This window comes from Bradyrhizobium sp. BEA-2-5 (assembly GCF_032918025.1).
Taxonomy (GTDB): Bacteria; Pseudomonadota; Alphaproteobacteria; order Rhizobiales; family Xanthobacteraceae; genus Bradyrhizobium; species Bradyrhizobium pachyrhizi.
This window is the reverse complement of the sequence record NZ_CP136629.1, coordinates 1-26,406: the sequence shown is the minus strand read 5'-3', so window position 1 is coordinate 26,406 and position 26,406 is coordinate 1. Positions and strand designations below refer to the sequence as shown.

Below are 26,406 nucleotides of genomic sequence, written 5' to 3'. Positions count from 1 at the left end.
GTCGTCGCGCTTCAGCCCGGCTCCGATTGAATCGGAGCCGGGCTTTCGGTTGATCACACGCCCTTGTCGTTCGGGTTGGCGACGGCATCCTTCAGCGGCGCCGTCATCGGAAAATTCAGGTTCACGTTCTTCGGCGGGATCGGCCGCGTGAACCATTTTGCGTAGAGCTCCTGGAATTCGCCGTTCTTCATCATAGCGACCAGCGTCTTGTCGACCAGCGCCTTGAACTCCGGGTCGCCCTTGCGGATGATCAGCCCGTAGGGTTCGGTGCGCAGGCTGTCGTCGATGATGCGCCAGTCCGCCGGGTTGCGGCTGCCCGCGATCAGGCTCGCCAGCAGAATGTCGTCCATCACGAAGGCTTCGCTGCGCCCGGTGGTCAGCGCGAGGAATGATGCGGCGTGGTCCGCCGTCAGGATGTTTCTGGTCTGAAAGTTCTTCTCCTGGGCCCGTGCTCAACAGTCCGATCGAGGTCGAGCCCGAGGTCAGCGAGACCGGCCGGCCGCCGAGATCCTCAAAGGTCTTGATCGGCGCGTCCTTATGCACCACCGCGCGGATGCTCGACACGAAGATCGTGTTGCTGAAGGCGACGACCTTCTGCCGCTCCAGCGTATTGGTGGCGGGACCGCAGACGATGTCGATGGTGCCGTTCTCGATCAGTGGGATCTGGGTGGAGAGCTGGATCGGCTGCAGCCTAATCTGCAGCGCCGGTAGCTTGAGCTCGGCCTTCACCGCATCGACGATCCGCGCGCAGAGGTCCATCGCGAAGCCGACCGGCTGCTGGTTGTCGTCGAGATAGGAGAACGGGACCGAGACGTCGCGGTGGCCGAGCCGGATTTCGCCGGCATCGCGGATCTTGGCCAGGGTGCCGCCGGACGATTGGGCCTGTGCCGGGGCGGACACCGTCGCCGCAAGAAAAGCTAGGCAGATCAACCGCTTGGTGGTTTGACGCATCAGGTGCTCGCGAGCGCTGGCAATGTTGGATACGATGAGGCCAGATTTTATACATAGCATTGCATAAATTGGAAACCGATTTTATACAATATGGACCATGGCGGATATCCTGATGCCCGCCGCACAGAGAGAGAAGCCGGATGGAACCCGCAACCGTCATCAGCCATCGAGGGGCCGGACCCCACGGTTCAGCACCGGACGCCGTGCGCGAGGCATTGCGGGCCGCGATCAGCTCGGGCGAGCTCGCGCCCGGATTGCAGCTGCGTCAGGACGAGCTTGCCGCGCGGTTCGGGACCAGCCGCATCCCGGTGCGCGAGGCGTTGCGCCAGCTCGAGGCCGAGGGTTTTGTGACCTTCCTGCCGAACCGCGGCGCGGTGGTCTCGGATCTGTCGATCGACGAGGTGATCGAGCTGCTCGAGATCCGGATCGCGCTCGAATGCCACGCGCTGCGCCTGGCGATCCCGGCCATCGGCGAGATCGATCTCGAGGAGGCGACGAAAATCCTCCGCGCCTATGATGCCGAGCCCGATCCGGCGCAATGGGGCGCCTTCAACTGGAAATTCCACGCCACGCTCTACGCGCCGTGCAATCGCCCGCGCCTGCTCAGCATGATCGAGGCGAATTACGGCCATGTCGGCCGCTTCACCCGGGCGCTGGTGTCGCAGGCGACCGGCAAGGAGCGGCCGCAGCGCGAGCACTACCGGCTGCTCGAATTCTGCCGCGACGGCGAGGTCAAGAAGGCGGTCCGGCTGCTGCGCGACCATATCGAGGAGACGCAGAAGACGCTGCGCTCGGCGCAGCGCCAGGCGCTGCGCGATGCAGGCGAAGGGCGCCCTGCCTGATCGTCGCTCAGACAATGTGAATGATCGCGGGCCGCGCTGCGCGGCCGCAGGAGAGTGCGCGTGAAGACCAATGATGTCGAAATCCTGGTGATCGGTGCGGGCATCGTCGGCATCGCCACGGCCTATTACCTCGCCATACAGCACAAGCGTTCGCGCCTGCTGATCGTCGACGAAGGCCAGCCGATGGCATTGACCTCGGCGCAGTCGGGCGAGAACTACCGCAACTGGTGGCCGCATCCGACGATGGCCGATTTCACCAATCATTCCACCGACCTGATGGAGGAGATCGCGCGCCGCAGCGACAACCGCATCCACATGACGCGGCGCGGCTATCTTCTGGTCACCCGCGAGGAGAAGCCCGAGGAACTGCTGCAGCAGCTGCATGCCGGTTACGGCGCGAAGGCCGAACAGTTGATCCGCATGCATGAGGGCGACGGCCGAGGCTATCTGCCGCCGCATTCGGCGGACTGGCAGAGCGCGCCTGACGGGGTCGACGTCCTGCTCGGCCGCGACCTGATCCAGGCCCATTACCCGAGCTTCGACAAGGAGGTCGCGACGGCGCTGCATATCCGCCGCGCCGGCGATATCAGCGGCCAGCAGCTCGGCCAGTACATGCTGGAGACCGTGCGTCCGCTCGGCGCGCAATTCCAGCGGGCCAAGGTGCTCGGCATCGCGAAGACTGGTCGCTTCACCGTCGATGTACTCGCCGATGGCGCGAGGCAGACCATCAAGGCCGACATCATCGTCAACGCCGCGGGCCCGTTCGCGGCGCATGTCGCGGCGATGCATGGCGAAGAGCTGCCGATCGTCAATGTGCTGCAACAGAAGATCGCGTTCGCCGACCGCAACCGCGCGGTCGATCGCAAAATGCCGTTCGCGATCGATCTCGACGGCCAGACGCTGGCCTGGTCCGATGACGAGCGCGAGGCGCTGTCAGCGGCGCCGGAATTTTCGCGTCTGCTGGCGCCGATGCCGGGCAGCATCCATTGCCGGCCCGACGGCGGCGATCACGGCGAGTGGATCAAGCTCGGCTGGGCGTTCAACGCGGAACAGACCACCGAGCCGGTTCGCGAGCCGGAGCTGAATCCCTATTTCCCCGAAGTGGTGCTGCGCGCGGCGAGCCGGCTGCAGCCAAAGCTCGCGCACTATCTCGGCGCGCTGCCGCGCGCCCGCGTGCATTACGGCGGCTACTATCCGATGACGAGAGAGAACTGGCCGCTGATCGGGGCTGCGAAGACACCGGGCGTGTTCCTCGCCACCGCGCTCTCCGGCTACGGCACGATGGGCGCCTGCGCCACCGGCGATCTATGCGCCCGCGCCATCGTCGGCGCGCCGGCTCCCGCATTCGCCCGCAGCCTTTCGTTGGCGCGCTATGACGACAAGGCGCTGATGGCCGAGCTCGCGGCGAGCGAAAGCCGGGGGTTGCTGTAGCTCGACCTCACCTTCGTAGCCCGGATGGAGCGAAGCGAAATCCGGGGCCGATGCTGCCGCGCGGCTAAACCCTGGATTGCGCTGCGCTCCATCCGGGCTACGCCTTGTCTACCGCCGCAGCACCGCAATGGTGCGATTGGCAAACGTCAGCCGCTCCGCCATCACCGACACGAAATAGGTCAGCAGCTTGTGGCTGAGCTCGGGGTCCTCGTCGCGGATCGCGGTGAACTGGTGGGTGTTCAGCACATAGAGCACGCTCGCCATCTCGGCCTGGATGGTCGCGCTGCGCGGGGCCTGTGAGACGAGGCCCATCTCGCCGATCGTGGTGTAGCGGCCGAGGCTGCGCACCCGGGTGGAGCGGCCGTCCTCGGCGGGCACCATGATGCCGACCCGGCCGTCGAGGATGAAGTGCATGGAATCGGCGGCGTCGCCGGCATGCACGATGACCTCGCCGGCGTCGACCTCGATGCGCTGGCAGCGCCGGATCAGTGCGTCGGCGTCGTTCTCGCTGTCGAGCATCCCCGCGAACCAGCCGCGCAGGTCAGCTTCCTCCTGCGCGAGCTCCTGGTGCTGCGCGATGATCTGGTTCTCGCACCATTCAAGCGCGCGATCGAGCTCGTCGATCACGGTGACACCCTCGGTGATGAAATCGCCGGAGCGCAGCACCTGCTCGGCCTTGGCCGACAGATGCACCAGGACCAGCTCGACGCCGACCTCGTGCGCGCTGCGCTTGATCTGCGCAAAGCTGTAGGCCGCCGATGAATCGACGCCGGTAACGAGCTTGAAGTCGAACAGCAGATAGCGGCACTCCGGGTGCTCGCGCAGCAGCGCCTTGACGTGCTGGTACAGGCGGTTGGCGGAGCCGAAGAACAGATAGCTTTGCAGGGTCAGCCCCTGGATCTTGCCGCCATGCGCCGACAACACCTCGCGGTCGTCGCGCGAGCGATCCAGCGAGCTGCGATATTCCGAGCCGTCGAAACCGTATTTGATCGCCTCGACCCGCGCCGCGCTGAGCGCAAAGGTGGCGCAGCCGATGATGACGCCGATCAGGATGCCGGGCACGAAGCCCCAGGTCACGATAATGGCGATGATCGCGAGCAGCGACACATATTCGGTCTTCGACAGCCGCTTGCGCGATTCGATCATCCATTTGTGCAGCTGGTCGGCGCCGAGATAGAGCAGAAGGCCGCCGAGCACGAATTTCGGCATGTAGCCGAGCAGCTGCGGAGCCACCGCCAGCATCAGCAGCGAGATCGCGGCGACTGTCAGCCCCGACAGCCGGCCGCGCCCGCCGCTTGAGAAATTAAGGATCGAGCGGCTGACCGAGATGCAGCCGGCATAGCCGGCCAGAGCGCCGGTCACGATGTTGGCGAGGCCGGTGATGTTGAGTTCGCGCTCGAGATTGGCCTCGCGATGCACCGCGACCTCGATGCCGGTGGTGTTGAACAGCGTGCTCGCCGCCGTGACGAACACGACGGCGATCATGTTGCCGAGCAGGTCCGGCACCGCCGACCACGGATATTGCGCAAGCTCGGCCATGTGCCACGGCAGCATGAAGGTCGATGCCGGCGGCGGCTCGAAGGTCCAGCCGGTCAGATGCGCTTCCTCGGGCGCGATGCCGATGATCCAGAATACGAGGTGCGCCACGATCACGCCGCCGATCAGGATGATCGGCAGACCGAACGGGGTGCGCGAGCGATGCCAGGTCAGATACAGCACCAGCGCCATCGCGCAGGCGGCACTGAGCTCGGAGATCGTGATGATGTTGGTGAAGTAGAAGAGGGTGCTGAGCTGCACGGGGTAGCCGGTGATCACCCTGATCGCGCCCAGCACGATCAACAGGCCGGTTGCCCCGAGGAATCCGCCGACCACAGGGTAAGGCACGTAGCGGATGGCACGGCCGAACCGTGTCAGCCCGAGACAGCACAGCACGATGCCGGTGACGATGGTCGAGAGCCCGAGCGTGATCAGGACCGGCGCGAGCAGCGGCGCCGTCGGATTGGCGGCAGCGATGCGCTCGACCAGCGAGGCCATCAGGATGCCCGTCACCGCCGCGGTGGAGGTGTCGGGGCCGGCGACCGCGAAGGGCAGCGAGCTACCGAGCGCGATGAAGGTCGCGAGCACTGCCGAGGAAATGAATGTCGCCGCCACGCCGTATGACAGATAGGGCGACAATGGCCCGGCGAAGATCAAGAGCGCGTAGGACAGGCCGAACGTGATGCCGAGCACACTGGCAGCACCGCCGCCGAGCACGTCGTGCATCGCCCGCCGCGCTTGCGAGCCGAAATAAAGCGATCGACTAATCACGTTAAAAAATGTCCTGAACTTTCGCCGCCAGTCGTAGACGAGCCCGGCGCAGGACGACAACAGGATTCTTGTGACAACCAATTCTCAGCGCGCGCATTTTGCTTCTCGCGCAAAGCCCAACGAAACCCAGGGCCGCGGAATTGGCGTCAACCTCTCCTTGAAGAGGGGAGGTCGCTTTGCTCGTCAGAGCAAAGCGGGTGGGGATTTGCTTTCCCGCATCAAGCGTCGCCTGCGGCTGACCCCCATCCCGACCTTCCCCCTTTCAGGGGGAAGGAGAAGGCAGGCGTGATCTTCAGCCGTGGCCGCCCTCATTGCCGAAGGCGCCGTGACGGCCGACGCCGGAGGCAAAGCGCGCCGCGCCCGACAGCGTTTCGCCCGAGGCGATCACCTCGAGCCCGCCGCGCATCTCGTTCCTGATCGCCTCTTCCTCGTCGAGGTCCCACTGCCGCAGCGCCGACAGCCGGTCGGCGCGCAGGCAGTTCTGCGGGAATTTCGCGATGTCCCTGGCGAGCGCGATGGCGTGGGCGCGGGTCTCGCCCTTCGGCACCAATCGGTTCGCGAGCCCCATGCGGTGGGCTTCAGCGCCGCCGACCGGGCGTCCGGTGAGGATCAGGTCGATCGCCTGCGAATGGCCGATCAGTCGCGGCAGGCGGATGGTGCCGAGATCGATCAGTGGCACGCCAAAGCGGCGGCAGAACACGCCGAAGGTTGCGTCCTCGGCCACAACACGCATGTCGGCCCACAGCGCGAGCTCCATGCCGCCGGCGACCGCAAAGCCTTCGATCGCGGCGATCACCGGCTTCGACAACCGCAGCCGGCTCGGTCCCATCGGCGCGATCGTGTCGTGGCCGCCGACCTCGCGCTTCTTCTCGGGATCGCCCGCCGCCGCCGCCTTCAGATCGGCGCCAGCGCAGAAATAGCCGCCGGTGCCGGTGAACACCGCGACGGATGCGCTCGCGTCCGCATCGAAGGTGAGAAACGCGTCATACAGCTTGCGCGCGGTGGCGCCATCGACGGCGTTGCGGTTGTGCGGACGGTTGATGGAGATGATGGTGACGGGACCATCGCGTTCGACGAGCACGGTATCGGACATGGGGCGCTCCCTGGGCTGTTCTTGTTTGTGCCCGGAGAGTGACATCAGAGGCGACTACGGTGCAATCCCGCGACGAAAGGCGCAATTCCGCAGGGTGGGCAAAGCGAAGCGCGCCCACCATCACGAGCACGGCCACAATGGCGGGCACGACGCTGCGCGCCTTCGCGGGGTTGGCGGTGATATTTCGTAGCAACCATTAAGACGCGGATGGGTAGAGCGTAGCGAAACCCATCACCATCGTGCCACGGATAGAGGTCGTGGGGTTCGCTGCGCTCTACCCACGGACGACCGATCAGATCTTCAGCTCTGTCCCCGTCACGCGCCGATACGCTTCCAGATATCGTTTGCTGGTTGCATCGACGACGCTGGCCGGCAGCGGCGGCGGCGGGGCGTCGCCGTTCCAGCGGCCGGCGCGGCGTTCGACGTCGAGATAGTCGCGGAGCGGCTGCTTGTCGAAGCTCGCCTGCGGCTGGCCGGGCTTGTAGGCGTCCACCGCCCAGAAGCGCGAGGAATCCGGCGTCATCACCTCGTCGATCAGGATGATGCGGCCGTCCTTGTCGCGGCCGAACTCGAACTTGGTGTCGGCGACGATGATGCCGCGGGCGCGGCTGGTCTGCTCGCCATAGCCGTAGACGTCGCGCGCCATCTTCTCCAGCGTCGCGGCGACGTCGGCACCGACGATCTCGCGCACCCGCGCGACCGTGATGTTCTCGTCATGGCCGCTCTCGGCCTTGGTCGCCGGGCTGAAGATCGCGGGCTCCAGCTTCTCGCTCTCGACGAGACCGGCTTTCAGTTTTTCGCCTGCCAGCGTGCCGCTCGCGGCATATTCCTTCCAGGCGGAGCCCGAGAGATAGCCGCGGATCACGCATTCGATCGGGAATACGGTGGTCCGCTTGCACAGCATGGCGCGGCCGAGGATCTCGGCGCGATGGTTCTTCAGTTCAGGCACGGCGCGAATGATCTCGTCGGCATCGGTGCTGATCATGTGATGCGGCACGGTGCCCTCGAGCTGCCGGAACCACCAGGCGCTGATCTGCGTCAGCACGGCGCCCTTCATCGGGATGGTCTCGGCCATCACCACGTCGAAGGCGCTGATGCGGTCGGTGGTGACGAGCAGCAGACGATCATCGTCGACGGCGTAGATATCGCGCACCTTGCCGCGTCCGATCTTGGGCAGGGGCAGGTCGCTGGAGAGCATGGCGGTCATGGCGTGATCTTTCTAGAGCCTTCAATGACGAGCGCCCGCACGAGGCGCGCGGGCGCCGCAGACTAGAGCATGATCCGGAAAGGTGTGCAGCGGTTTTCCGAAAAGATCATGCTCAAACCAAAGAGCCACAGGAATTAGCTCACTCCGGCAGCGGAATGAACTCGTGTTCCTGCGGAACTGCGGCGAAGCGGCCGGTTTTCCAGTCCTGCTTGGCCTGCTCGATCCGCTCCTTGCTGGAGGAGACGAAATTCCACCAGATGTGGCGCGGGCCTTCCAGCGCGTCGCCGCCGAGAAACATCATCCGCGTCGCCTTGAGCGCCTTCACGGTGATGCGGTCGCCGGGCCGGAAGATCAGGAGCCGCGGCCCCTCGTAACGTTCGTTCGCGATCTCGACCTCGCCCTCGACGAGATAGATCGCGCGCTCCTCGTGGTCGGGGTCGAGCGGCACCGAGGTGCCGGCCTTCGCGGTCACCTCGGTGTAGAACCAGGGCGACACCATCGTGACGGGCGAGGCGATGCCGAAGGACGAGCCCGCGATCACGCGTGCGGTAAAATCACGCTCGGAGATCATCGGCAGTTCGCCCGCGGCGTAGTGCTGGAACGACGGCGCGATCTCTTCCGATCCGGCCGGCAGCGCGATCCAGCTCTGCAATCCCAGCATCTTCTGGCCCGAGGCGCGCTGCGCATCCGGCGTGCGTTCGGAATGGGCGATGCCGCGGCCGGCCGTCATCAGATTCATCGCCCCCGGCGCGATCTCCTGGACGTTGCCCTCGCTGTCGCGATGCATGATCGCGCCGTCGAACAGATAGGTGACGGTGGCAAGCCCGATATGCGGATGCGGCCGCACGTCCATGCCCTTGCCCGAGACGAACTGCACCGGGCCGAAATGGTCGAAGAAGATGAAGGGCCCGACCATCTGCCGCTTGCCGTGCGGCAGCGCCCGTCGCACCGCGAATCCGTCGCCGAGATCGCGTGTCCGCGGCACGATGACGAGATCGAGCGCATCGCAGGACATGGGATCGCCGAGCACGGGATCGTTCGAGGGTTGCCAGCTCATGGCGGACTCCTTACGGTGGTGTAGCAATCATACTCCAATCGTCGTCCCGGCCAAGCCAACGGGTCGGCGCGAAGCGCCGCCCGATGACAGGCTCCGCGCGAGCCGAGACCCATAACCACAGGGCGCGGTGATGGAGCAGGCTGTGGCCACGGCTTCGTCAAACAACGAAGCCCTGTGGTTATGGGTCCCTGCTTTCGCAGGGACGACGACATACTTCTGACGCGTGCGCGCGCGTGATAACAGCATAATCTTGGAAACCGGAGGCAGTCATGGTTTCTCTGATCAAGCCAGGCGCAAGACTGCTGCAAGTCGACGGTCCCGTGATCGAGACCGCCCGGCTGATCCTGCGGCCGTGGCGCGCATCGGATATCGCTGAGAACACGCGGATGCTGTCCGATCCCGAGACCGCGCGCTTCATCACGCCGGATCACCAGCCGGTCACCTCGGAGCTGAAGGGCTGGCGCAATGCCGCCGTCATCTCCGGCCATTGGGCGCTGCACGGCTTCGGCATGTTCGCGGTGGAGGAGAAATCCTCCAGCCGCTACATCGGCCGCGTCGGCCCGTACTGTCCGCCGGAATGGCCCGGCTTCGAGGTCGGCTGGGGCATCGCCAAAGAGCATCGCGGCAAGGGCTATGCGGTGGAAGCGGCGCATGCGGCGATCGACTTTGTGTTCGCGAACTTCACGGTCGACCGCATCATCCATTGCATCGATCCGGTCAACGCAGCTTCACAGGCCGTGGCGCGGCGGCTCGGTGCCGTGAACGAGGGGCCGGGCAAGCTCGAGGGCGACGTCGTCGATATCTGGGTGACGTCGCGTCAACGTTGGCAGCGCCAGCCATCTTGAAAAACCACCTCCGACCGACGATTGTTCGGCGATGACATCGGCTGCTTCACACTGGGCCGCACTTGAACTCTGCCTGCGCAGCGCCAGCGTGGCGCTGCTGCTGGTGCTTGCCGCCTTGCTGCTCACCGATTTTCGCAAGGCGCTTTCCGGGCGCCTTGCGGCCGCCTTCGCGCTCGGTTCGGCCGCACATGCGGTGACCGCGTCGATCGGTGCCGGGCCGCCGGTCTCGGACTGGCATGCACCGCTGATTGCGCTCTCGACTGGCAGCATCGTGGTGTTCTGGTTGTTCACGCGCGCGCTGTTCGATGACGCGTTTCAGCTGCGCTGGTGGCACGGCCTGATCTGGGCCACGGTCGTGGCCTACAGCTTCGTCAATTGCATGTGGATTGCACCCGCCGGTCACGCGCGGATCGCGATCATCATGGTCAATTCGCTCACGCTCGTCTTCGTTGCGCTTGCGGTGGCGCAAACCATCGGATCGTGGTCGGCGGATCTGGTCGAGCGTCGCCGACGTGTCCGCGTCTTCATCGTCGCCGCGTCTGCGCTGTACGGCGGATTGAACGCGCTGCTTCAGATTGCCTATGCCGGCAGCCGCGTGACAGTGGAATGGGCCAACCTGGCGAACGCGGCCGTGCTCGCCGCCATCGTGGCCGCAATCACCTGGGCGATGATGCGCGTCGATGGTGCCGACCTGTTCACGGTGCCGGCGGAGGCCGTCGTGCTGACGAAGCCGGCCGCGGCCGAGGAGGCGGCCGATCGCAAGCTCATCGATGCCCTGATGCGCCTGATGGCGGACGAGCGCATCTATCGCCAGGAGAACATCACCATCGGCGTGCTGGCGGGCCGGCTCAAGATTCCCGAGTACCGCCTGCGCCGGCTGATCAACCAGCAGCTCGGCTATCGCAACTTCAATGTGTTTCTGAACAATCACCGGATCGAGGAGGCCAAGGCCGCGCTCGCCGATCCCGCCCAGGCTGCGGTCCCCGTCATCACCATCGCCATGGACGCGGGCTTCCAGTCGCTCGGACCGTTCAACCGCGCCTTCAAGGCCGTGACCGGCGTGACGCCGACGGAATATCGGCGGCTGAAGGCAAGTGCGGTGTGAACCTCCCTCTCCCGCTTGCGGGGGAGGGCTGGGGTGGGGGTGTTTCCGCAAAGTACGCCCTTTCATTTTGGGGGAAAGCCCCCACCCGCATCGCATCTTTCGATGCGATGCGACCTCCCCCGCAAGCGGGAGAGGTGAAGCGAGCCCGCTGCCAAAGTCATTGTAATCACGTCACAATTCCAGAATCGACCAGTCGCCTCCAATCCTCGGCTAGCCCGACTTCCAAATCCGGCAAGCGTTCTTCCGTCCCCCGCGGCCTGATCCGGCCACGCACCTATCGCGCCATGCCGGAGGATCCCGTGACCCGTCGAAAGCTCTTTCTCATTCTCGCCGCCAGCACCGCCTTCGGTGCGCTGGCACTGTCCGCCGCCCGCGCCCGCGATGTGCCTGAGGTCGCGACCGGCTTTGTGGCCAACGTGATCTGCTCGGAGACCTTCGTCAGCGGGCTCGACCCCAGGCAAAACCTGACCGAGACCAACGATGCCATGCCCGGGACCGGCCTGATCACCTGGGCGATGGACTACCGGGTCGACCGCGTCCGCAAGGATGTCACGGTGACGTTGTTCGGCATCGGCCGCAGCCACGCTGTCTATCGCGAGGGCCTGGGCTGCACGCTCGATCACGGCGACACGCTGGGCGATACCGCGCTTCAGCCGGAGAAGCCGCAGGCCGTGCTGCTGCCCGAGATCGCGGGTCCGGAACTCGTCCCGCCGCAGACCCCGCAGCTTGCGGCTGCGCTCGATCGCGCCTTTGCCGAGCCCGCGCAGCCGCCCCACCGCCGCACCCGCGCTATCGTCGTGATGAAGGCCGGTCGCATCATCGCCGAGCGCTACGCCGACGGCATTGGACCTGAGACGCCGCTGCTCGGCTTCTCCATGACGAAGTCGGTGATCTCGGCCTTGATCGGAATCCTGGTCCGCCAGGGCAGGCTGACGCGCGACCGGCCGGTCCCGATCGCGGCCTGGCAGGATCCGAACGATCCGCGGCACGCGATCACGGTCGATCAACTCCTGCGCCACACCGCGGGCCTCGCGCTCGGCAGCTCGCTGCAGGCGTCGCTGGCATCCGTGCTCGAGCCGGTCAACCGCATGAAGTACATGGAATCGGATATGGCCGCCTTCGCCGAGAGCGCTCCGCTGGAGAGCGCGCCCGGCCGGGTCTGGAACTATCACGACGGCAACTACCTGATCCTCTCGCACCTGGTCCGCAACGCCGCCGGCGGGCATGCGGCTGATGTGATGCGCTTCGCGCGTGAGGAGCTGTTCGGACCGCTCGGCATGCGCAATGTCGTGATGCAGTTCGACGCTGCGGGTACGCCGGAAGGATCGGGCGCGATGATGGCGAGCGCACGCGACTGGGCGCGCTTCGGCCAGCTTTATCTCAATGACGGCGTCGCCGGCGGCAAGCGCATTCTCCCCGAGGGCTGGGTGAATTACTCGGCCTCGCCGACACCAAACGCCTGGGTCGGCATCGGCGCCGGCTTCTGGACCAACCACGGCGACAGTTTTGGCGCGAAGTTTCGCGTGGAGCACGGCTGGCCGCGCGATGCCTTCTTCGCCAAGGGCACGATCGGGCAATACGTGATCATCGTGCCGTCGCAGCGGCTCGTCATTGTGCGCCTCGGCCGCTCGCCGAACATGCCGCCCGAGGCCGACGGCGTGTTCGATCTGGTCCGTGACGTCGTCACCGTGACGTCCGCAAGCCCGCGGCTCGCGGGCGGCAATTGACCGGCACGTCACACAACACCCGCGCAACACCCGCGCGATCGTGAATTGAATCTCGGCCTCCGGAATTTTCTGATGCTGTGGCGCATCTCGTGAGGAGGTGCGTCACAGTTTCTTGAAGCACGCGTCAGCCGGAGACCATCATGCCGAAGGCCTACTGGATCGTCCACGTCACGGTTCACGATGAAGCCCGCTATCCCGAATATCTCGCCGCCGCGATGCCGGTGTTCGAGAAGTACGGTGCCAACTTCATCGTGCGCAATGGCCCCTATGACGTGATGGAAGGCGCAACGCGCCAGCGCAACTTTGTCATCGAATTCAGGGACCGCGCCACCGCGATGGAATGCTACACCTGCCCGGAATATCAGGCCGCGAAGGCGATCCGACAGAAATATTCGGACGGGGATTTCGTGATCATCGACGGAGCGGAGTAGGACGCGCCGTCATTCCAGGGCGCGACACCGCATCCTCATCGTCGTCCCGGCGCAGGCCGGGACCCATAACCACCATTGCTGCTGGTTGCGCGATGGTGGAACGACGAGTCCCGTTCACAACAGAAGCCGCGGAGTATGGGTCCCGGCCTTCGCCGGGACGACAGCAGTAGTTGCAGCTCGCGACGTGAGCCGCCTCGACCGCCTGCTTACTGCCGCCCCAGCTGCGTCGCCTTCTCCACGCGATCGAAGCGCTCCAGCGTCAGGATGGCGTCGGCGAGTTGGTCGGCGCGCTTGTCGAGCACCGGGCGGGCCAGCGTCAGGAATTTCTGCTGCATGGCCTGCGTGTCCGGGAACGAATTTGGCTCGCCGGACGGATCGGCATAGAGCCGCTCATGCACGCCGTCGTCCGTGGTGATGCTGACGCGCGCGCCGAACGGGTGGGTGCGGCCGATCTCGAGCCGGTCGTCCTGCACCACGTCGAACTTGTCGGCGAGCGCGTCGATCGCGGCGTCGCCGAGCCGGTTATAATCGTCCCAGCCGAACGAGCCCTGGTCGAGCGCGAGCGCGCCGGTGAAGAACATCGAGAACTGGCCGCCGACGATCGAGCGCGGGTGGCGCTTGGTCGCTGCATCCCCGGTCAGCGTGATGCCGTTGCGGTGCAGGCCGATCTCGACGCGCTTGACCTGGTCCGGCGTCAGATTGTGCTCGCGCCGCATCGCGATCAGCGCGTCGATCGCGGCATGGGTGTAGCGGCAGCTCGGATAGGGCTTCACGCCGATCTTCATGGTCTCGTAGGTCTTGCCGAGCTCGGCGACCGCCTTGTCCGGATGCGCGTCGTCGGTGTAGCCGGCGAGCAGGCCGTGCTTGCCCTCGACCGATTCCGTCGCGCCGACGAAATCGTTGCGCGCCAGCGTCGCGGCGATCACGCCGTTCATCGCGGCGGCGCCGACCTGGTAGCGCTTGTTCCAGGCGCCGTTGACCAGAAATTGCAGCGAGCCCGCGGCCTGGCTGCCGGAGACGCCGAACGCGGCGATGAGCTGCTTCTCGACAGGCCGAACAGCTTGCCGGCCGCCGCGGCCGCGCCATAGGTGCCGGCCGTCGCGGTCGGGTGGAAGCCGCGCGCATAATGCGAGGTCGGGTCGAGCGCGTTGCCGAGCCGGCAGCAGACCTCATAACCCGCAACGATCGCGGTCAGCACGTCGCGGCCGGACGCGCCGACCATCTCGCCGACGGCGAAGGCGGCAGGAACCACCGGCGCGCTCGGATGCAGCGAGGAATCGGCGTGGGTGTCGTCGAAGTCGAGGGAATGGCCGAGCGCGCCGTTGAGCAGCGCCGCGACCGCCGGCGTCCAGGTCTTGCTGTCGCCGAACACGGTGGATTCGCCCTTGGTGTCGAGCGCCAGCGCCTCCAGCATTTTCAGCATCGACGGGGTCGATTCGGCCTCGCGTCTCGCCCGGATCGCGCTGCCGAGGAAGTCCAGCGTGAGCACTTTTGCGCGATCCAGCACCTCCGCCGGAATATCCTGGTATTTCAGGTTGAAGACATAGGCGGCGAGCGTTGCGGTTTCGTGGGCCATCGTGTTTCCTCGATTTTGCGGCGCAGGGTAGGCGGGCAGGACAGGCCTTTCAAGCCACCCTGCCGCCGCGGGCAGCTGCCATGCTCCAAGTCCTGACGGTCAGTCGGTTAGCTTCAAGTCATGTAACACGGGCCTTTCCTTTGATTGCGGATCACGGTGCATGAGGACCTTCGCAAAACGCATGTTCGACCAGCTCTGGACCCGCAAGACGCAGCTGGCGCTGGCGGTCCGGATCGCGTCCGCCGGCGTGGCGGCCTATACCATCGCGCTGGCGCTCAATCTGTTGCTGCCGCTCTGGGCAGTGCTGACCTCCCTGATCGTGACCCAGATGAGCGTCGGCCGCTCGCTGAAGGCAACGCGCGACTACATGCTCGGCACCATCGGCGGCGCCGTCTATGGCGGCGCCATCGCGGTTCTGATCCCGCATTCCGGCGAGGGCAGCCTGCTGGCGCTGCTGGTGCTGGCGATTGTGCCGCTGGCCTTCATCGCCGCGCTCAATCCGAGCCTGAACTCTGCGACGGTGACGGCGGTGATCGTGCTGCTGCTGCCGACGATGCATCACTCCAACCCGCTGGACTCCGCGATCGACCGCGTCCTCGAGGTGACGGTCGGCGCGCTCACGGGGCTTCTGATTTCGTTCCTGGTGCTGCCGTCGCGCGCGGTCAGCCAGATCAGGGTCAATGGATCGAAGCTGCTGGAACTGCTGTCAGCGGCGTTCGCCGAATTGCTCGCGGGCCTCACGCGCGGCCGCGACAACGACGCGCTGCACCGGATCCAGGACGGCATCGGCACCGCCGTGACCAATCTGCACGCGACCGGTCTCGAGGCCGAGCGCGAGCGCTCGATGCATCTGTCATCGGGGCCGGACACCGGCCCGTTGCTGCGGACAATCCAGCGGCTGCGGCACGACGTCGTGATGATCGGGCGGGCCTGCGTGGTGCCGCTACCGGCCGATATCCAGGCGAGGCTGGCGCGGCCATTGGCCGACGTCAGCAAGGCGATCGTGACTTACATGGTGGCGGTCGCGACCGCGTTGCGCGCCGGTAGCGGCCCGGCCGACATGGCGCCGGTCGATGCGGCGCTGCACGCCTATGGCGAGGAGGTCGCCGCGGTCCGCAGGGATGGCCTGATCCGCGGCCTGCCGGTCGATGCCGCCGAGCGCTTCTACGCGCTCGGCTTCTCGCTCGACCAGATGCGGCAGAATCTCAACGACCTCAAGCGCTGCCACGGCAATTGGTGCACCAACGCCGACGCCTCCGAGAAGATCGTCGCCGACACGCCGGAGAAGAGCGCGGCTTGAGACGAGAGCGTTTTCGAGCGAAGTGGGTACCGGTTCGCGCGAAGAAAACGCGTCTGGAGACCCGGAACTCAGCCTCCGGCCTTGCGCAGCATCGCGGGTACGATCAGGCGGTGGAACGGCATGATCACCGCGAGATAGGCGCGCCCGAACCAGTTGTGGGTGAGCACCAGCGTGGTCGCGGTGATGCTGCGCACAGCTCCCGCGGAGGCGACGTCGACGACGAGCCGGAAGTCGAGATGCTTGTCGTTGAACCCCGCGACCAGTCGCTCCGGCGTCTCGCTGACCACCGGAAAGATCCCGATCATGTCGCGCGCCGCGCCGTCGGCTGCGCCCGAGGTTTTCAGGCCAAGCGGCGCGACGATGAAATTACGCAGGGCAAGCAGCCATTCGATCCAGCGCGGCTGCCGCGCCACCATCGCCTCGGCGGCGTGCCGCGCATCGATGTCGGGGCGCGCAGTCGCGACGCGGAACGCGTCGATGAACTGCGCGCCGGCGAGCAGCGCGGCGGAATCCACGTTCGGCGTGACCTCGTCGACCTTCATTTGCCCAGTCTGCGTGCCAGCAGGCGGAAACGCAAGACAAGGAGGGTCGCATAGACCGCCGTCCCGAGCGATAGCCCGATCCAGACACCGGCGGCGTCGAGCTTGGCCCAGAAGGCGAGCGCTGAGGCCGACGCGAAGCCGATCAGCCAATAGCTGATGATGGCGAACAGCAGCGGCACCTGGGTGTCGTTCATGCCGCGCAGCGCGCCCGCGGTCGTGGTCTGGATGCCGTCGGCGATGAAGAAGGTCGCGCCAATCAACAGCAGCGCCGCGGTGAGCTGCGCGGTGGTGTCGGAGGCCTCGCCGAGGAACAGCGCCGCGATCTCGAAGCGGGCCAGGATCACCGCGAGCGTCATGATGCTCATGAAGATCCCGCTAAGCGCGATCGCGACAAAGCCGGCGCGCTGCACCGCGTCGGTATCGCGGCGGCCGACGGCCTGACCGACCCGCACGGTAGCGGCCATGCTGACGCCGAACGGCACCATGAACAGGATCGCCGCGATCTGCAGCGCGATCTGGTGCGCGGCCAGCGCCGTGGTGCTGATCAGCCCCATCAGCAGACCGGCCGCACCGAACAGGCCGTACTCCAGTAGGAAGGCGATCGAGATCGGCGCGCCGACGGCGACCAGCTTGCCCATCAGCGGCCAGTCGATGCGCCAGAGCCGGCTGAAGACATGGTACTTGCGGAACGGACGGCGGCGCACCGCGAACCACACGCCGGCAAGGAAGGTTCCGAGGTTGACGATCGTGGTCGCAAGTCCCGCGCCAAACAGGCCGAGCTCGGGCAGGCCCCATTTGCCGTAGAGCAACAGGTAGACCATCAGCGCATTGGCCGGGATCGCCGCGAGCGTGATCCACAGCACCGCCTCCGGCCGGTTCACCGCGCTCATGAAGCCGCGGAGTGCGATGAACCACAGCGCCGGCAGGATGCCCCAAGCGAGCCCGAACAGATATTGCTGCGCCAGATGCGCGGTGGCCTGGGTCTGGCCGAGCGCGATGAGGATGCGCTCGCCCTGGAACGGCAGCGCCATCAGCGGCAGCACCATGAAGAAGCCGGCCCACAGGCCGACGCGGAGCGCGCGCCGCATCACGCGCGGGTTGCGCGCGCCGAACGCCTGCGCGGCCAGCGGCGAGACCGCCGACATCATGCCCATGCCGAAGGTGAAGCTGACGAAATAGACCGTATGGGCCAGCGCCGCCGCGGCCACCGCATCCTCGCCGAGCCGCCCGATCATCGCGAGATCGGTGGTGATCATCGCGATCTGCCCGAGCTGCGTCAGCGCGAGCGGCACCGCGAGCTTCAGCGTTTCCGCGAGCTCGGCCGTGAGCAGGTTGCGAGGGACACCGACGGCCGCGTTCGGCGCGGCCGGGTCGATCTTGTCGATGCAGGTCATGACGGCACGCTTAGCACGGCAAACCGGCCGGAAGGATGGCCAAGTCGCGCAAACGCGACGATCTCACGCAGAGGTCGTCGCGCCCCAGATTGTCGATTGAGACCGGAGGACCGCTTTACACTTTTCCGGATCGTGCCCGGATCACGATCGCGCGGGTATCCGCTTGATCTTGGCGCCGAGCGCGTTTAGCCGTTCCTCGATGCGCTCATAGCCGCGCTCGATCTGGTCGGCGTTGTTGATGGTCGAGGTGCCCTCGGCGCACACCGCGGCGAGCAGCATCGCCATGCCGGCGCGAATGTCCGGCGACGTCATCGTCGCGCCGTGCAGGCGGCTGGGGCCGGCGATGATGGCGCGGTGCGGGTCGCACAATACGATGCGGGCGCCCATCGCGATCAGCTTGTCGACGAAGAACATTCGCGATTCGAACATCTTCTCGAACATCAGGATCACGCCCTCGCATTGCGTGGCGGTGACGATCGCGATCGACATCAGGTCGGCCGGGAACGCCGGCCAGGGCTGGTCCTCCAGCTTGGGCACATGGCCGCCGAAATCGTCCTGGATCTTCAGCGTCTGGTTCGAGGGCACGATGAGATCGTCGCCCTCGACGCGGCAGACCATGCCGAGCCGCTCGAAACCCATGCGGATCGAGCGCAGATGCTCGATGCCGGCGCGCGTGATGCGCAGCGGCGAGCGCGTCACCGCGGCAAGGCCGATCAGCGAGCCGACCTCGATGTGGTCGGGCTGGATCCGGTAAGTCGTTTCCCCCAGCGTCGCCGGCCCGTGCACGATCATGGTGTTGGTGCCGATGCCTTCGATCCTGGCGCCGAGCGCGACCAGGAAATTGGCGAGGTCCTGCACATGCGGCTCGGAGGCCGCGTTGCGCAAATAGGTGACGCCGTCGGCGGCGACGGCCGCGACCAGCGCATTCTCGGTCGCGGTGACGCTGGGCTCGTCCAGGAACACGTCGGCGCCCTTCAGGCGCGAGGCGCGGAATTCGAGCCGATGCGTCGCGGTGACCGTGGCGCCGAGTTGCTCGAAGGCCAGGAAGTGGGTGTCGAGCCGGCGCCGGCCGATGACGTCACCGCCGGGCGGCGGCAGCATCAGCTCGCCGCAGCGCGCGAGCAGGGGCCCCGCGAGCAGGATCGAGGCGCGAATGCGCACGCAGAGCTCGGGGTCGAGATCGGCGGCGCGGATGCTCTTGGCGTGAATCACCAGCGTATTGCGGGCGGTCCATTCCGCCGACGCGCCGACCGAGCGGATCAGCTCGACCAGCGTCTCGGTGTCGCGGATACGTGGCACGTTGGTCAGCGTGACCGGGTGCTCGGTGAGCAGTGCCGCGGCGATGATCGGCAGCGCGGAGTTCTTGTTGCCCGACGGCTCGATGGTGCCCGAAAGGCGGCGGCCGCCTTCGACGATGTATTGGATCGGCGGCACGCGGAATGTCCCCTAACGCATCATTCAGACTTGGCCATTGGAAATTCCACAACGGAATCAATGGCCGTCCAGCACCGTAACACAACTCCCGGCGCACCTTCCACACGAAAGGTAGCGCCGCCACCGCGCCGAAAAGCGCCCGCCCGCCTCGCCGTGCGCAGAACCCTAGATATCGATCGTCGCGCTGAGCGAATGCTCCTGGATGAAGTCGCGGCGCGGCTCGACCACGTCGCCCATCAGCTTGGTGAAGATGTCGTCGGCCTCGTCGACCTCCTTGACCTTCACCTGGAGCAGCGAACGCGCGTCGGTGTTGAGCGTGGTCTCCCAGAGCTGCTCCGGGTTCATCTCGCCGAGACCTTTGTAGCGTTGCAGCGTGACGCCCTTGCGGCCGGCGTCGGTGACGGCCTCGAACAGATCGACCGGACCGTGGATGATCTGCTCGGTATCCTTGCGCCGCAGTTTGCCCGCCCGCACATAGATCTCCTGCAGCTTGGTCGCGTATTCATCGAGCTTGCGAGCATCGGCCGAGCCGAGGAAAGCGTCGTCGATCACCGCCGCTTCCTTGACGCCGCGCACGGTGCGTTCGAACTGGAAGCCCTGGCCTTCCGTGAAGGTGCCGATCCAGCCGCGCTCGACCTCTTCGGCCACGGCGTCCAGCCGCTTGGCGATGTATTCCGCCGCCGAGTTGGCGGTGGCGATCTCGGCGGTGATCCTCGGGCTCAGCACGCCCGCGATCGCGGCCTGCTCGATGACCGCGCGATTGTAGCGGCTGTGCAGGTTGCGCAGTACCGAGCGGATGACCCGGGCGTCTTCGACCAGCGACAGCAGATCACGGCCCGAGCGGTCGTCGCCGGAGGCCGGCTTGAAGACGCATTCGTCGAGTCCGGTGTCGATCAGATAGTCTTCCAGTGCCCGTTCGTCCTTCAGGTACTGCTCGGACTTGCCTCTGCTGACCTTGTAGAGCGGCGGCTGGGCGATATAGAGATAGCCGCCGTCGATGATTTCGCGCATCTGGCGATAGAAGAAGGTGAGCAGCAGCGTGCGGATGTGGGCGCCGTCGACGTCGGCGTCCGTCATCACGATGATCTTGTGGTAGCGCAGCTTCTCGATCGAGAATTCGTCGCTGATGCCGGTGCCGAGCGCGGTGATCAACGTGCCGATCTGCTCCGATGAGAGCATCTTGTCGGGACGGACGCGTTCGACGTTGAGGATCTTGCCGCGCAGCGGCAGCACCGCCTGGAATTCGCGGTTGCGGCCCTGCTTGGCGCTGCCGCCTGCCGAGTCGCCCTCGACGATGAAGAGTTCGGACTTGGCCGGATCCTTTTCCTGGCAGTCGGCGAGCTTGCCGGGCAGCGAGGAGACGGAAAGCGGGCTCTTGCGCGTCAGCTCGCGCGCCTTTCGCGCGGCTTCGCGGGCCGCGGCTGCCTGGATCACCTTGCCGACGATCATCTTGGCTTCGGAGGGGTGCTCTTCGAACCAGGCCTGAAGCGCCTCGTTGAGGACGTTCTCGACCACGGGACGCACTTCCGAGGACACCAGCTTGTCCTTGGTCTGCGACGAGAATTTCGGATCGGGCACCTTCACCGACAGAACGGCGGTGAGACCTTCGCGGCAGTCATCGCCAGTCAGCGCGATCTTTTCCTTCTTGGCGTTGGCCTCGGCATAGCCGTTGACCTGGCGCGTCAGCGCGCCGCGGAAGCCGGCGAGATGGGTGCCGCCGTCCCGCTGCGGGATGTTGTTGGTGAAGCACAGCACGTTCTCGTGGTAGCTGTCGTTCCACCACAGCGCGGCCTCGACGCCGATGCCGTTGGCTTCCGAGCGCACTATGATCGGCGCCGGCACGATCGCCTTCTTGTTGCGGTCGAGATATTTGACGAACTCCTCGACGCCGCCGGAATAGTGCATCTCCTCGCGCTTCTCGACCGCATGACGCATGTCGGAGAGGACGATGTTGACGCCGGAATTGAGGAAGGCGAGCTCGCGCAGGCGGTGCTCGAGCGTGGCAAAATCGTATTCGATGTTCTTGAACGTCTCAGTCGAGGCCAGGAACGTCACCTCGGTGCCGCGCCTGCCCGGCGCGTCGCCGACCACCTTCAGCGGTGCGACGGCATCGCCATGGGCGAACTCGATATAGTGCTCCTTGTTGTCGCGCCAGATGCGCAGGCCGAGCTTGCTCGACAGCGCGTTGACGACGGAGACGCCGACGCCGTGCAGACCGCCGGAGACCTTGTAGGAGTTCTGGTCGAACTTACCGCCGGCGTGCAGCTGGGTCATGATGACCTCGGCCGCCGAGATGCCTTCACCCTTGTGGATGTCGACGGGAATGCCGCGGCCGTCATCGCGCACGGTGACGGAATTGTCGGAATTGAGGATCACTTCGACTCGCGTGGCATGGCCCGCGAGCGCTTCGTCGATCGCGTTGTCGACGACCTCATAGACCATGTGGTGCAGGCCCGAGCCGTCGTCGGTGTCACCGATATACATGCCCGGGCGCTTGCGGACGGCGTCCAGACCCTTGAGCACGCGGATCGATTCCGCCCCGTATTCGGCCGGAACGGGATGCTCAGATTCGGCAGGGGTCTGCCGGGCAGGTTCAGTCATGTGAGGCCTTCGAGGATGTCCGAATCAGCTGCGCAATATGAGGCGCTGATTCCGCTATTTGTGCCATGAAAGAGGGGTTGCGCCTAGCGCAAAGTCTCCATCTACAAACTATTGAATAAATAGGATTTTTTAGGCCTGTTTCAAGGCTTTCAAAGGCCGATTCCGGCGGTCTCGAAAAGCCCGATTCGAAGGCGGATTCGAGGCCCTCTCGGAGCAGATTCCGCACCCTCAGCCGCGCCGTGCGGCTCGGCCGGATTCGACGTCGAAAATCTCCCCCCGAGGGCCGATGTCGAGGAACGCCGCGGGATCGGCGCCGGTCATCCAGACCTGGGCGCCGAGCTTGGCCAGCTCCTCGAACAGCGCCGCACGGCGGTTCGGATCGAGATGCGCCACGACCTCGTCGAGCAGCAGCAGCGGCACGATGCCGGTCATCTCGGCGACCAGCGTCGCATGTGCCAGCACGAGACCGATCAGGAGCGCCTTCTGCTCGCCGGTGGAGGCATCGCGCGCCGGCATGCTCTTCGGCGCATAGATCACCTGCAGGTCGGTGAGATGCGGGCCGTCGGTGGTGCGGCCGGCGATGGCATCGCGCGGGCGGTTGTCGCGCAGGATCTGGCGGTAGCGATCCTCGACCGAGGTCGCGGTCTCCGTCAGCAGCGCGTTCTCCATCCAGCCGTCGAGCATGATCTCGGCGGAGGGGAAGGCCGAGGCCGCGCCGCGCTCGCGCAGCATCACGGCGAGCTTGGCCGCGGTCTGGCCGCGCGTTGCCGCCACTGCGACCGCGAGCTCCGCGGTCTCGCGCTCGATCGCGTCACACCAATGGTCGTCGTAATTGCGCGTCTCCAGCAGGCGGTTGCGCGAGCGCAGCGAGCGCTCGAGTGCGTTGATGCGGCTGGAATGCTCGCTGTCGATCGCGAGCACGAGGCGGTCGAAGAAGCGCCGCCGTTCGGAGGCTGCGCCCATGAACAGGCCGTCCATCGCCGGCGTCAGCCACACCATGCGGATGTGGTCGCCGAAGGCGCTGGCAGAACCCACCGGCTCGCGGTCGATGCGGCAGCGCCGCGTGCTGCCGGCGTCGCCGGTCGGCGGATCGATGCCGGTGCCGAGCGTCGCAAGTCCCAGCGCGCCCTCGACCTGCGCCGACACCGCCCATGAGCCGTCGCCCTGGTTGTCGGCGACGTCTTCCAGCGTCGCGCGGCGCAGGCCCCGCCCCGGCGACAGGAACGAGATCGCCTCGATGCAATTGGTCTTGCCTGCCCCGTTCGGTCCGACCAGCGCCACCATGTCAGCCGCCGTCTCGAGCCCCGCCGCCCGATAATTGCGAAAATGCGTCAGCGTCAGGCGATGAATGCGGGAGGGGGTCATGTTACCTTGTCATTGCCGGGCTTGACCCGGCAATCCATCGTCCGCGTCAGCGGACAATTTCATCACATAAGTCTCGCCAGTCGGGATTGCCGGCAACGATCAGATCGATCTTCCACTCACGCAGTGCTTGATATTCTTCTCGCGCTGAAGTGCGACGGCAATCGTCTCGTGTGCCTCAAAATAGACGAGCGTCTTGATGCCGTACTTCTTGGTAAAGCCCTCGGCCAGACCTTCGCGATGCTCGTAGACGCGCCGCACCAGATTATTGGTTACACCGAGTTAAAGAGGTTCCACCGGGCTTGCTCGCGAGAATGTACACCCAATAGGTCATCTCTTGCTCGATGGATGGCCGGGTCAAGCCCGGCCATGACGAGAAGGAGGAATCACACCCGCATCGGCATCAGCACGTACAGGGCGCTCTTGTCGTCGCGGTCCTGCACCAGGGTGGGCGAGCCGGGGTCGGCGAGCCTCAAGGTTGCGACGTCGCCTTCGATCTGGGCGGCGATGTCGAGGAGGTAGCGGGAGTTGAAGCCGATATCGAGGGCATCGGAGGCGTATTCGACCTCGAGCTCCTCGGTCGCGCTGCCGGAATCCGGGTTGGTCACCGACAGCACCAGCTTGCCCGGCGACAGCGACAGTTTCACCGCCCGCCCGCGCTCGCTGGAGATCGTCGAGACGCGGTCGACCGCATTCTCGAAATCCTTCTTGTCGACGACGAGCTCCTTGTCGTTGTTCTGCGGGATGACGCGGCCGTAATCGGGGAAGGTGCCGTCGATCAGCTTCGAGGTCAGCACGACGTTACCGATGGTGAAGCGGATCTTGGCCTGCGACAGCTCGATCGTCATCTCGGCGTCGGTATCCTCGATCAGGCGCTGCACCTCGCCGACGGTCTTGCGCGGCACGATCACGCCGGGCATGCCCTCGGCGCCCTTGGGCTGCACCAGGTCGAGCTGGGCGAGGCGGTGGCCGTCGGTGGCGACGCCGCGCAGGGTGGCGGCCTTCGGCGTGCCGGCGGCGTGCAGATAGATGCCGTTGAGGTAGTAGCGCGTCTCCTCGGTGGAGATCGCGAACTGGGTGCGGTCGATCAGCCGCTTGACGTCCTTGGCGGCGAGCGAGAACGAGTGCGACATGTCGCCTGCGGCGAGATCCGGGAAATCGTTCTCCGGCAGCGTCTGCAGCGTGAAGCGCGAGCGGCCGGCGCGGATCGCCAGCACGGCGCGGTCGCCGTCTGCTTCCAGCACGATCTGCGAGCCATCGGGCAGCTTGCGCACGATGTCGTAGAACATGTGCGCCGGCACGGTGGTGGAACCGGCGGTCGCGGTTTCCGCCGGCAGCGTCTCCGTCACCTCGAGGTCGAGGTCGGTCGCCTTCAGCGACAATTTCGCGTTCTCGGCGCGAACCAGCACGTTGCCGAGGATGGGAATCGTGTTGCGGCGCTCGACCACGCGGTGGACATGGCCCAGCGACTTCAGGAGTTGCGCGCGTTCGACCGTAACCTTCATTGCACTACTCGCCCGATCCCTCAGATGGAAAAGCCGGGCGGCCGTTCAGGGCAGCACCGCGGCATTGGAAACCCGAAAAGCCGGATCAATACCGGATTTGATCAAACCCACGGGGGGACCGCAAGGTGGCGCGGATGGGCGGCCGGTGCAAGGGATACGGGCGTGAAACGAGCCCCGTTCCCCACGTTTTGGGTCGGAAAAAAGTTTAGCCCTCCCCTTTGGCAAAGGGGAGGGCGATGGAACGAGCCGGCCGGATGAAGCGGCCCTATTCCTGCAGCTGGCGCTTCAGCGACTCGACCTCTTCCGACAGCGCGGTGTCCTTGGAGACCAGCGCCTCGATCTTGCGCACCGCGTGCAGCACGGTGGTGTGGTCGCGTCCGCCGAAGCGTCGGCCGATCTCGGGCAGCGAGCGCAAGGTCAGCGTCTTGGCGAGATACATCGCCACCTGGCGCGGGCGGACCACGTTGGCGGTGCGGCGCGAGGACAGCAGGTCGGAGCGGCTGACATTGTACTGCCGCGCCACCACGCGCTGAATGTCCTCGATCTTGATCCGCTTCGGCTCCTGCGGCCGGACCAGGTCGCGCACCTCGTGCTCCGCCATCTCCAGCGTCACCGGCCGGTTGTTGAGCTTGGAATGCGCGAGCAGACGGTTGATCGCCCCTTCGAGGTCGCGGCCGTTGTGAGTGATGGTGCGCGCCAGATAGTGCAGCACCTCCTCGGGCACTTCGAATGTCGCATGGTGGGCGCGGGCAGCTGCGACGCGCGACTTGAGGATGCCATGGCGCAGCTCCTCGCCGAGCGAGCCCATCTCGACCACGAGCCCGCCTGCGAGACGCGAGCGCACGCGGTCATCGAGGCTTTCGAGGTCGGACGGCGGACGGTCGGCAGCGATCACGACCTGGCGGCCGGCGTCGATCAGCGCGTTCAGGGTGTGGCAGAATTCGGCCTGTGTCGACTTGCCCTGCAGGAACTGCAGATCGTCGATCACGAGCACGTCGATGCCGCGCAGCGCTTCCTTGAAGGCCAGCGCCGTCTGCGTCTTCAGCGCGGCGACGAAGCCGTACATGAATTTCTCGGCGGTGAGATAAAGCACCTTGCGCTCGTTGCCGGAATTGCCGGCCCAGGTTACCGCCTGGAGCAGGTGCGTCTTGCCGAGGCCGACGCCGGCATGGATGTAGAGCGGGTTGAACATCACGGGGTCGCCGCGGCGACCTTCGGCGACCTGACGCGCGGCCGCATGCGCGAGCGTGTTGGAGCGGCCGACGACGAAGCTCGCAAAGGTCAGGCGCGGATCGAGCGGCGAGCCGCCGAGCGCGTCGTGACTCGCGGACACCGGCGCGGTCGCAACCGAGCGCAGTTCAGGCACGAGCCGGCCGTCGGTGCGCTCGATGCGGCGCACTTCGACGGGCGCAACCGTTTCCTTCACCGGAGCCGTCGCGCGGATCGCGGAGCGAACGGTGAGATCGATGCGATGCACCTCCGGCATCTCGGCCTGCCAGCACGACAGCACGCGCTCGGCATAGTGGGCCTGGATCCAGCTCTTCAGGAAACGCGTCGGCACCGAGAGCCGCACGCTCTCCTCCTGCACGCCTTCCAGATCCATGCGTGCAAACCAGCTCGTGTAAACGTCCTCGCCAACGCTCGTCCGCAAACGTCCCTTCACCCGCGACCAGCGATCCTGTTCCGTGTTCGTCAT

The 26,406-nt window shown here is 65.9% G+C and carries 18 protein-coding genes and 3 pseudogenes; 7 read left to right on the top strand and 14 right to left on the bottom strand.

The features are described 5' to 3' along the window. Positions 1-53: 53 nt before the first annotated feature. Positions 54-951, bottom strand: a pseudogene (locus RX327_RS39190) (transporter substrate-binding domain-containing protein). Between the two features lie 140 nt (positions 952-1,091). Between RX327_RS39190 and RX327_RS00100 the strand changes: the two are divergent. Continuing rightward, the gene (locus RX327_RS00100; RefSeq protein WP_050383412.1) at positions 1,092-1,793 is read left to right on the top strand and encodes a GntR family transcriptional regulator; all 702 of its coding nucleotides are present in this window, start codon (positions 1,092-1,094) and stop codon (positions 1,791-1,793) included. Positions 1,794-1,853: 60 nt separating this feature from the next. Continuing rightward, the gene (locus tag RX327_RS00095; RefSeq protein ID WP_050383608.1) at positions 1,854-3,224 is read left to right on the top strand and encodes an NAD(P)/FAD-dependent oxidoreductase; all 1,371 of its coding nucleotides are present in this window, start codon (positions 1,854-1,856) and stop codon (positions 3,222-3,224) included. A gap of 108 nt (positions 3,225-3,332) precedes the next feature. Here the strand turns inward: RX327_RS00095 and RX327_RS00090 are convergent, their stop codons facing one another. The 4 genes from RX327_RS00090 to RX327_RS00075 all read right to left on the bottom strand — a co-directional run bounded on the left by RX327_RS00090 (position 3,333) and on the right by RX327_RS00075 (position 8,888). Then, positions 3,333-5,486 (bottom strand): SulP family inorganic anion transporter, encoded by a 2,154-nt coding sequence (locus tag RX327_RS00090; RefSeq protein ID WP_082190483.1) that lies wholly within the window; start codon positions 5,484-5,486, stop codon positions 3,333-3,335. Positions 5,487-5,823: 337 nt separating this feature from the next. Continuing rightward, positions 5,824-6,624: a crotonase/enoyl-CoA hydratase family protein gene (locus RX327_RS00085; RefSeq protein ID WP_050383411.1), complete on the bottom strand. Its 801-nt coding sequence runs from the start codon at positions 6,622-6,624 to the stop codon at positions 5,824-5,826. Between the two features lie 292 nt (positions 6,625-6,916). Beyond that, positions 6,917-7,831, bottom strand: coding sequence for a phosphoribosylaminoimidazolesuccinocarboxamide synthase (locus RX327_RS00080; RefSeq protein WP_317249077.1), 915 nt, complete (start codon positions 7,829-7,831; stop codon positions 6,917-6,919). Between the two features lie 139 nt (positions 7,832-7,970). Then, positions 7,971-8,888 (bottom strand): pirin family protein, encoded by a 918-nt coding sequence (locus RX327_RS00075; protein ID WP_317249076.1) that lies wholly within the window; start codon positions 8,886-8,888, stop codon positions 7,971-7,973. 269 nt (positions 8,889-9,157) lie between these two features. Here RX327_RS00075 and RX327_RS00070 point away from each other — a divergent pair, with 269 nt between their 5' ends. The 4 genes from RX327_RS00070 to RX327_RS00055 all read left to right on the top strand — a co-directional run bounded on the left by RX327_RS00070 (position 9,158) and on the right by RX327_RS00055 (position 12,996). Further along, a complete protein-coding gene (locus RX327_RS00070; protein WP_050383409.1) occupies positions 9,158-9,733 on the top strand; it encodes a GNAT family N-acetyltransferase in 576 nt (191 codons plus the stop codon). Between the two features lie 31 nt (positions 9,734-9,764). Next, positions 9,765-10,838 (top strand): AraC family transcriptional regulator, encoded by a 1,074-nt coding sequence (locus RX327_RS00065; RefSeq protein ID WP_317249075.1) that lies wholly within the window; start codon positions 9,765-9,767, stop codon positions 10,836-10,838. A 299-nt stretch (positions 10,839-11,137) separates the two neighbouring features. Further along, positions 11,138-12,565 (top strand): serine hydrolase, encoded by a 1,428-nt coding sequence (locus RX327_RS00060; protein WP_317249074.1) that lies wholly within the window; start codon positions 11,138-11,140, stop codon positions 12,563-12,565. A 140-nt stretch (positions 12,566-12,705) separates the two neighbouring features. Further along, a complete protein-coding gene (locus RX327_RS00055) occupies positions 12,706-12,996 on the top strand; it encodes a DUF1330 domain-containing protein (RefSeq protein ID WP_050383407.1) in 291 nt (96 codons plus the stop codon). A gap of 206 nt (positions 12,997-13,202) precedes the next feature. Here RX327_RS00055 and RX327_RS00050 read toward each other — a convergent pair. Next, positions 13,203-14,572: pseudogene (locus RX327_RS00050) on the bottom strand (MmgE/PrpD family protein). Positions 14,573-14,732: 160 nt separating this feature from the next. Between RX327_RS00050 and RX327_RS00045 the strand changes: the two are divergent. Then, positions 14,733-15,872 (top strand): FUSC family protein, encoded by a 1,140-nt coding sequence (locus tag RX327_RS00045; protein ID WP_317249073.1) that lies wholly within the window; start codon positions 14,733-14,735, stop codon positions 15,870-15,872. A 68-nt stretch (positions 15,873-15,940) separates the two neighbouring features. Here RX327_RS00045 and RX327_RS00040 read toward each other — a convergent pair whose 3' ends face one another. The 8 genes and pseudogenes from RX327_RS00040 to dnaA all read right to left on the bottom strand — a co-directional run bounded on the left by RX327_RS00040 (position 15,941) and on the right by dnaA (position 26,406). Then, the gene (locus RX327_RS00040) at positions 15,941-16,414 is read right to left on the bottom strand and encodes a DUF2867 domain-containing protein (protein WP_050383404.1); all 474 of its coding nucleotides are present in this window, start codon (positions 16,412-16,414) and stop codon (positions 15,941-15,943) included. Next, positions 16,411-17,808 carry an MATE family efflux transporter gene (locus RX327_RS00035; RefSeq protein ID WP_317249072.1) on the bottom strand — a complete coding sequence of 466 codons (1,398 nt, stop codon included), beginning with the start codon at positions 17,806-17,808 and terminating at the stop codon, positions 16,411-16,413. Before RX327_RS00035 ends, RX327_RS00040 begins: the two co-directional genes overlap by 4 nt. Before the next feature lie 141 nt (positions 17,809-17,949). Next, positions 17,950-19,242, bottom strand: coding sequence for a UDP-N-acetylglucosamine 1-carboxyvinyltransferase (murA, locus tag RX327_RS00030; protein WP_317249071.1), 1,293 nt, complete (start codon positions 19,240-19,242; stop codon positions 17,950-17,952). 165 nt (positions 19,243-19,407) lie between these two features. Beyond that, positions 19,408-21,843, bottom strand: a complete 2,436-nt coding sequence (gene gyrB, locus RX327_RS00025) for a DNA topoisomerase (ATP-hydrolyzing) subunit B (protein ID WP_317249070.1) — start codon at positions 21,841-21,843, stop codon at positions 19,408-19,410. Between the two features lie 228 nt (positions 21,844-22,071). Next, positions 22,072-23,208, bottom strand: coding sequence for a DNA replication/repair protein RecF (gene recF, locus RX327_RS00020; protein ID WP_317249069.1), 1,137 nt, complete (start codon positions 23,206-23,208; stop codon positions 22,072-22,074). A gap of 46 nt (positions 23,209-23,254) precedes the next feature. Beyond that, positions 23,255-23,539: pseudogene (locus RX327_RS00015) on the bottom strand (GIY-YIG nuclease family protein). Between the two features lie 52 nt (positions 23,540-23,591). Beyond that, on the bottom strand, positions 23,592-24,710 hold the full coding sequence (dnaN, locus tag RX327_RS00010; protein ID WP_028178123.1) for a DNA polymerase III subunit beta: 1,119 nt from the start codon (positions 24,708-24,710) through the stop codon (positions 23,592-23,594). Between the two features lie 265 nt (positions 24,711-24,975). Continuing rightward, positions 24,976-26,406, bottom strand: a complete 1,431-nt coding sequence (gene dnaA / locus RX327_RS00005) for a chromosomal replication initiator protein DnaA (protein ID WP_317249068.1) — start codon at positions 26,404-26,406, stop codon at positions 24,976-24,978.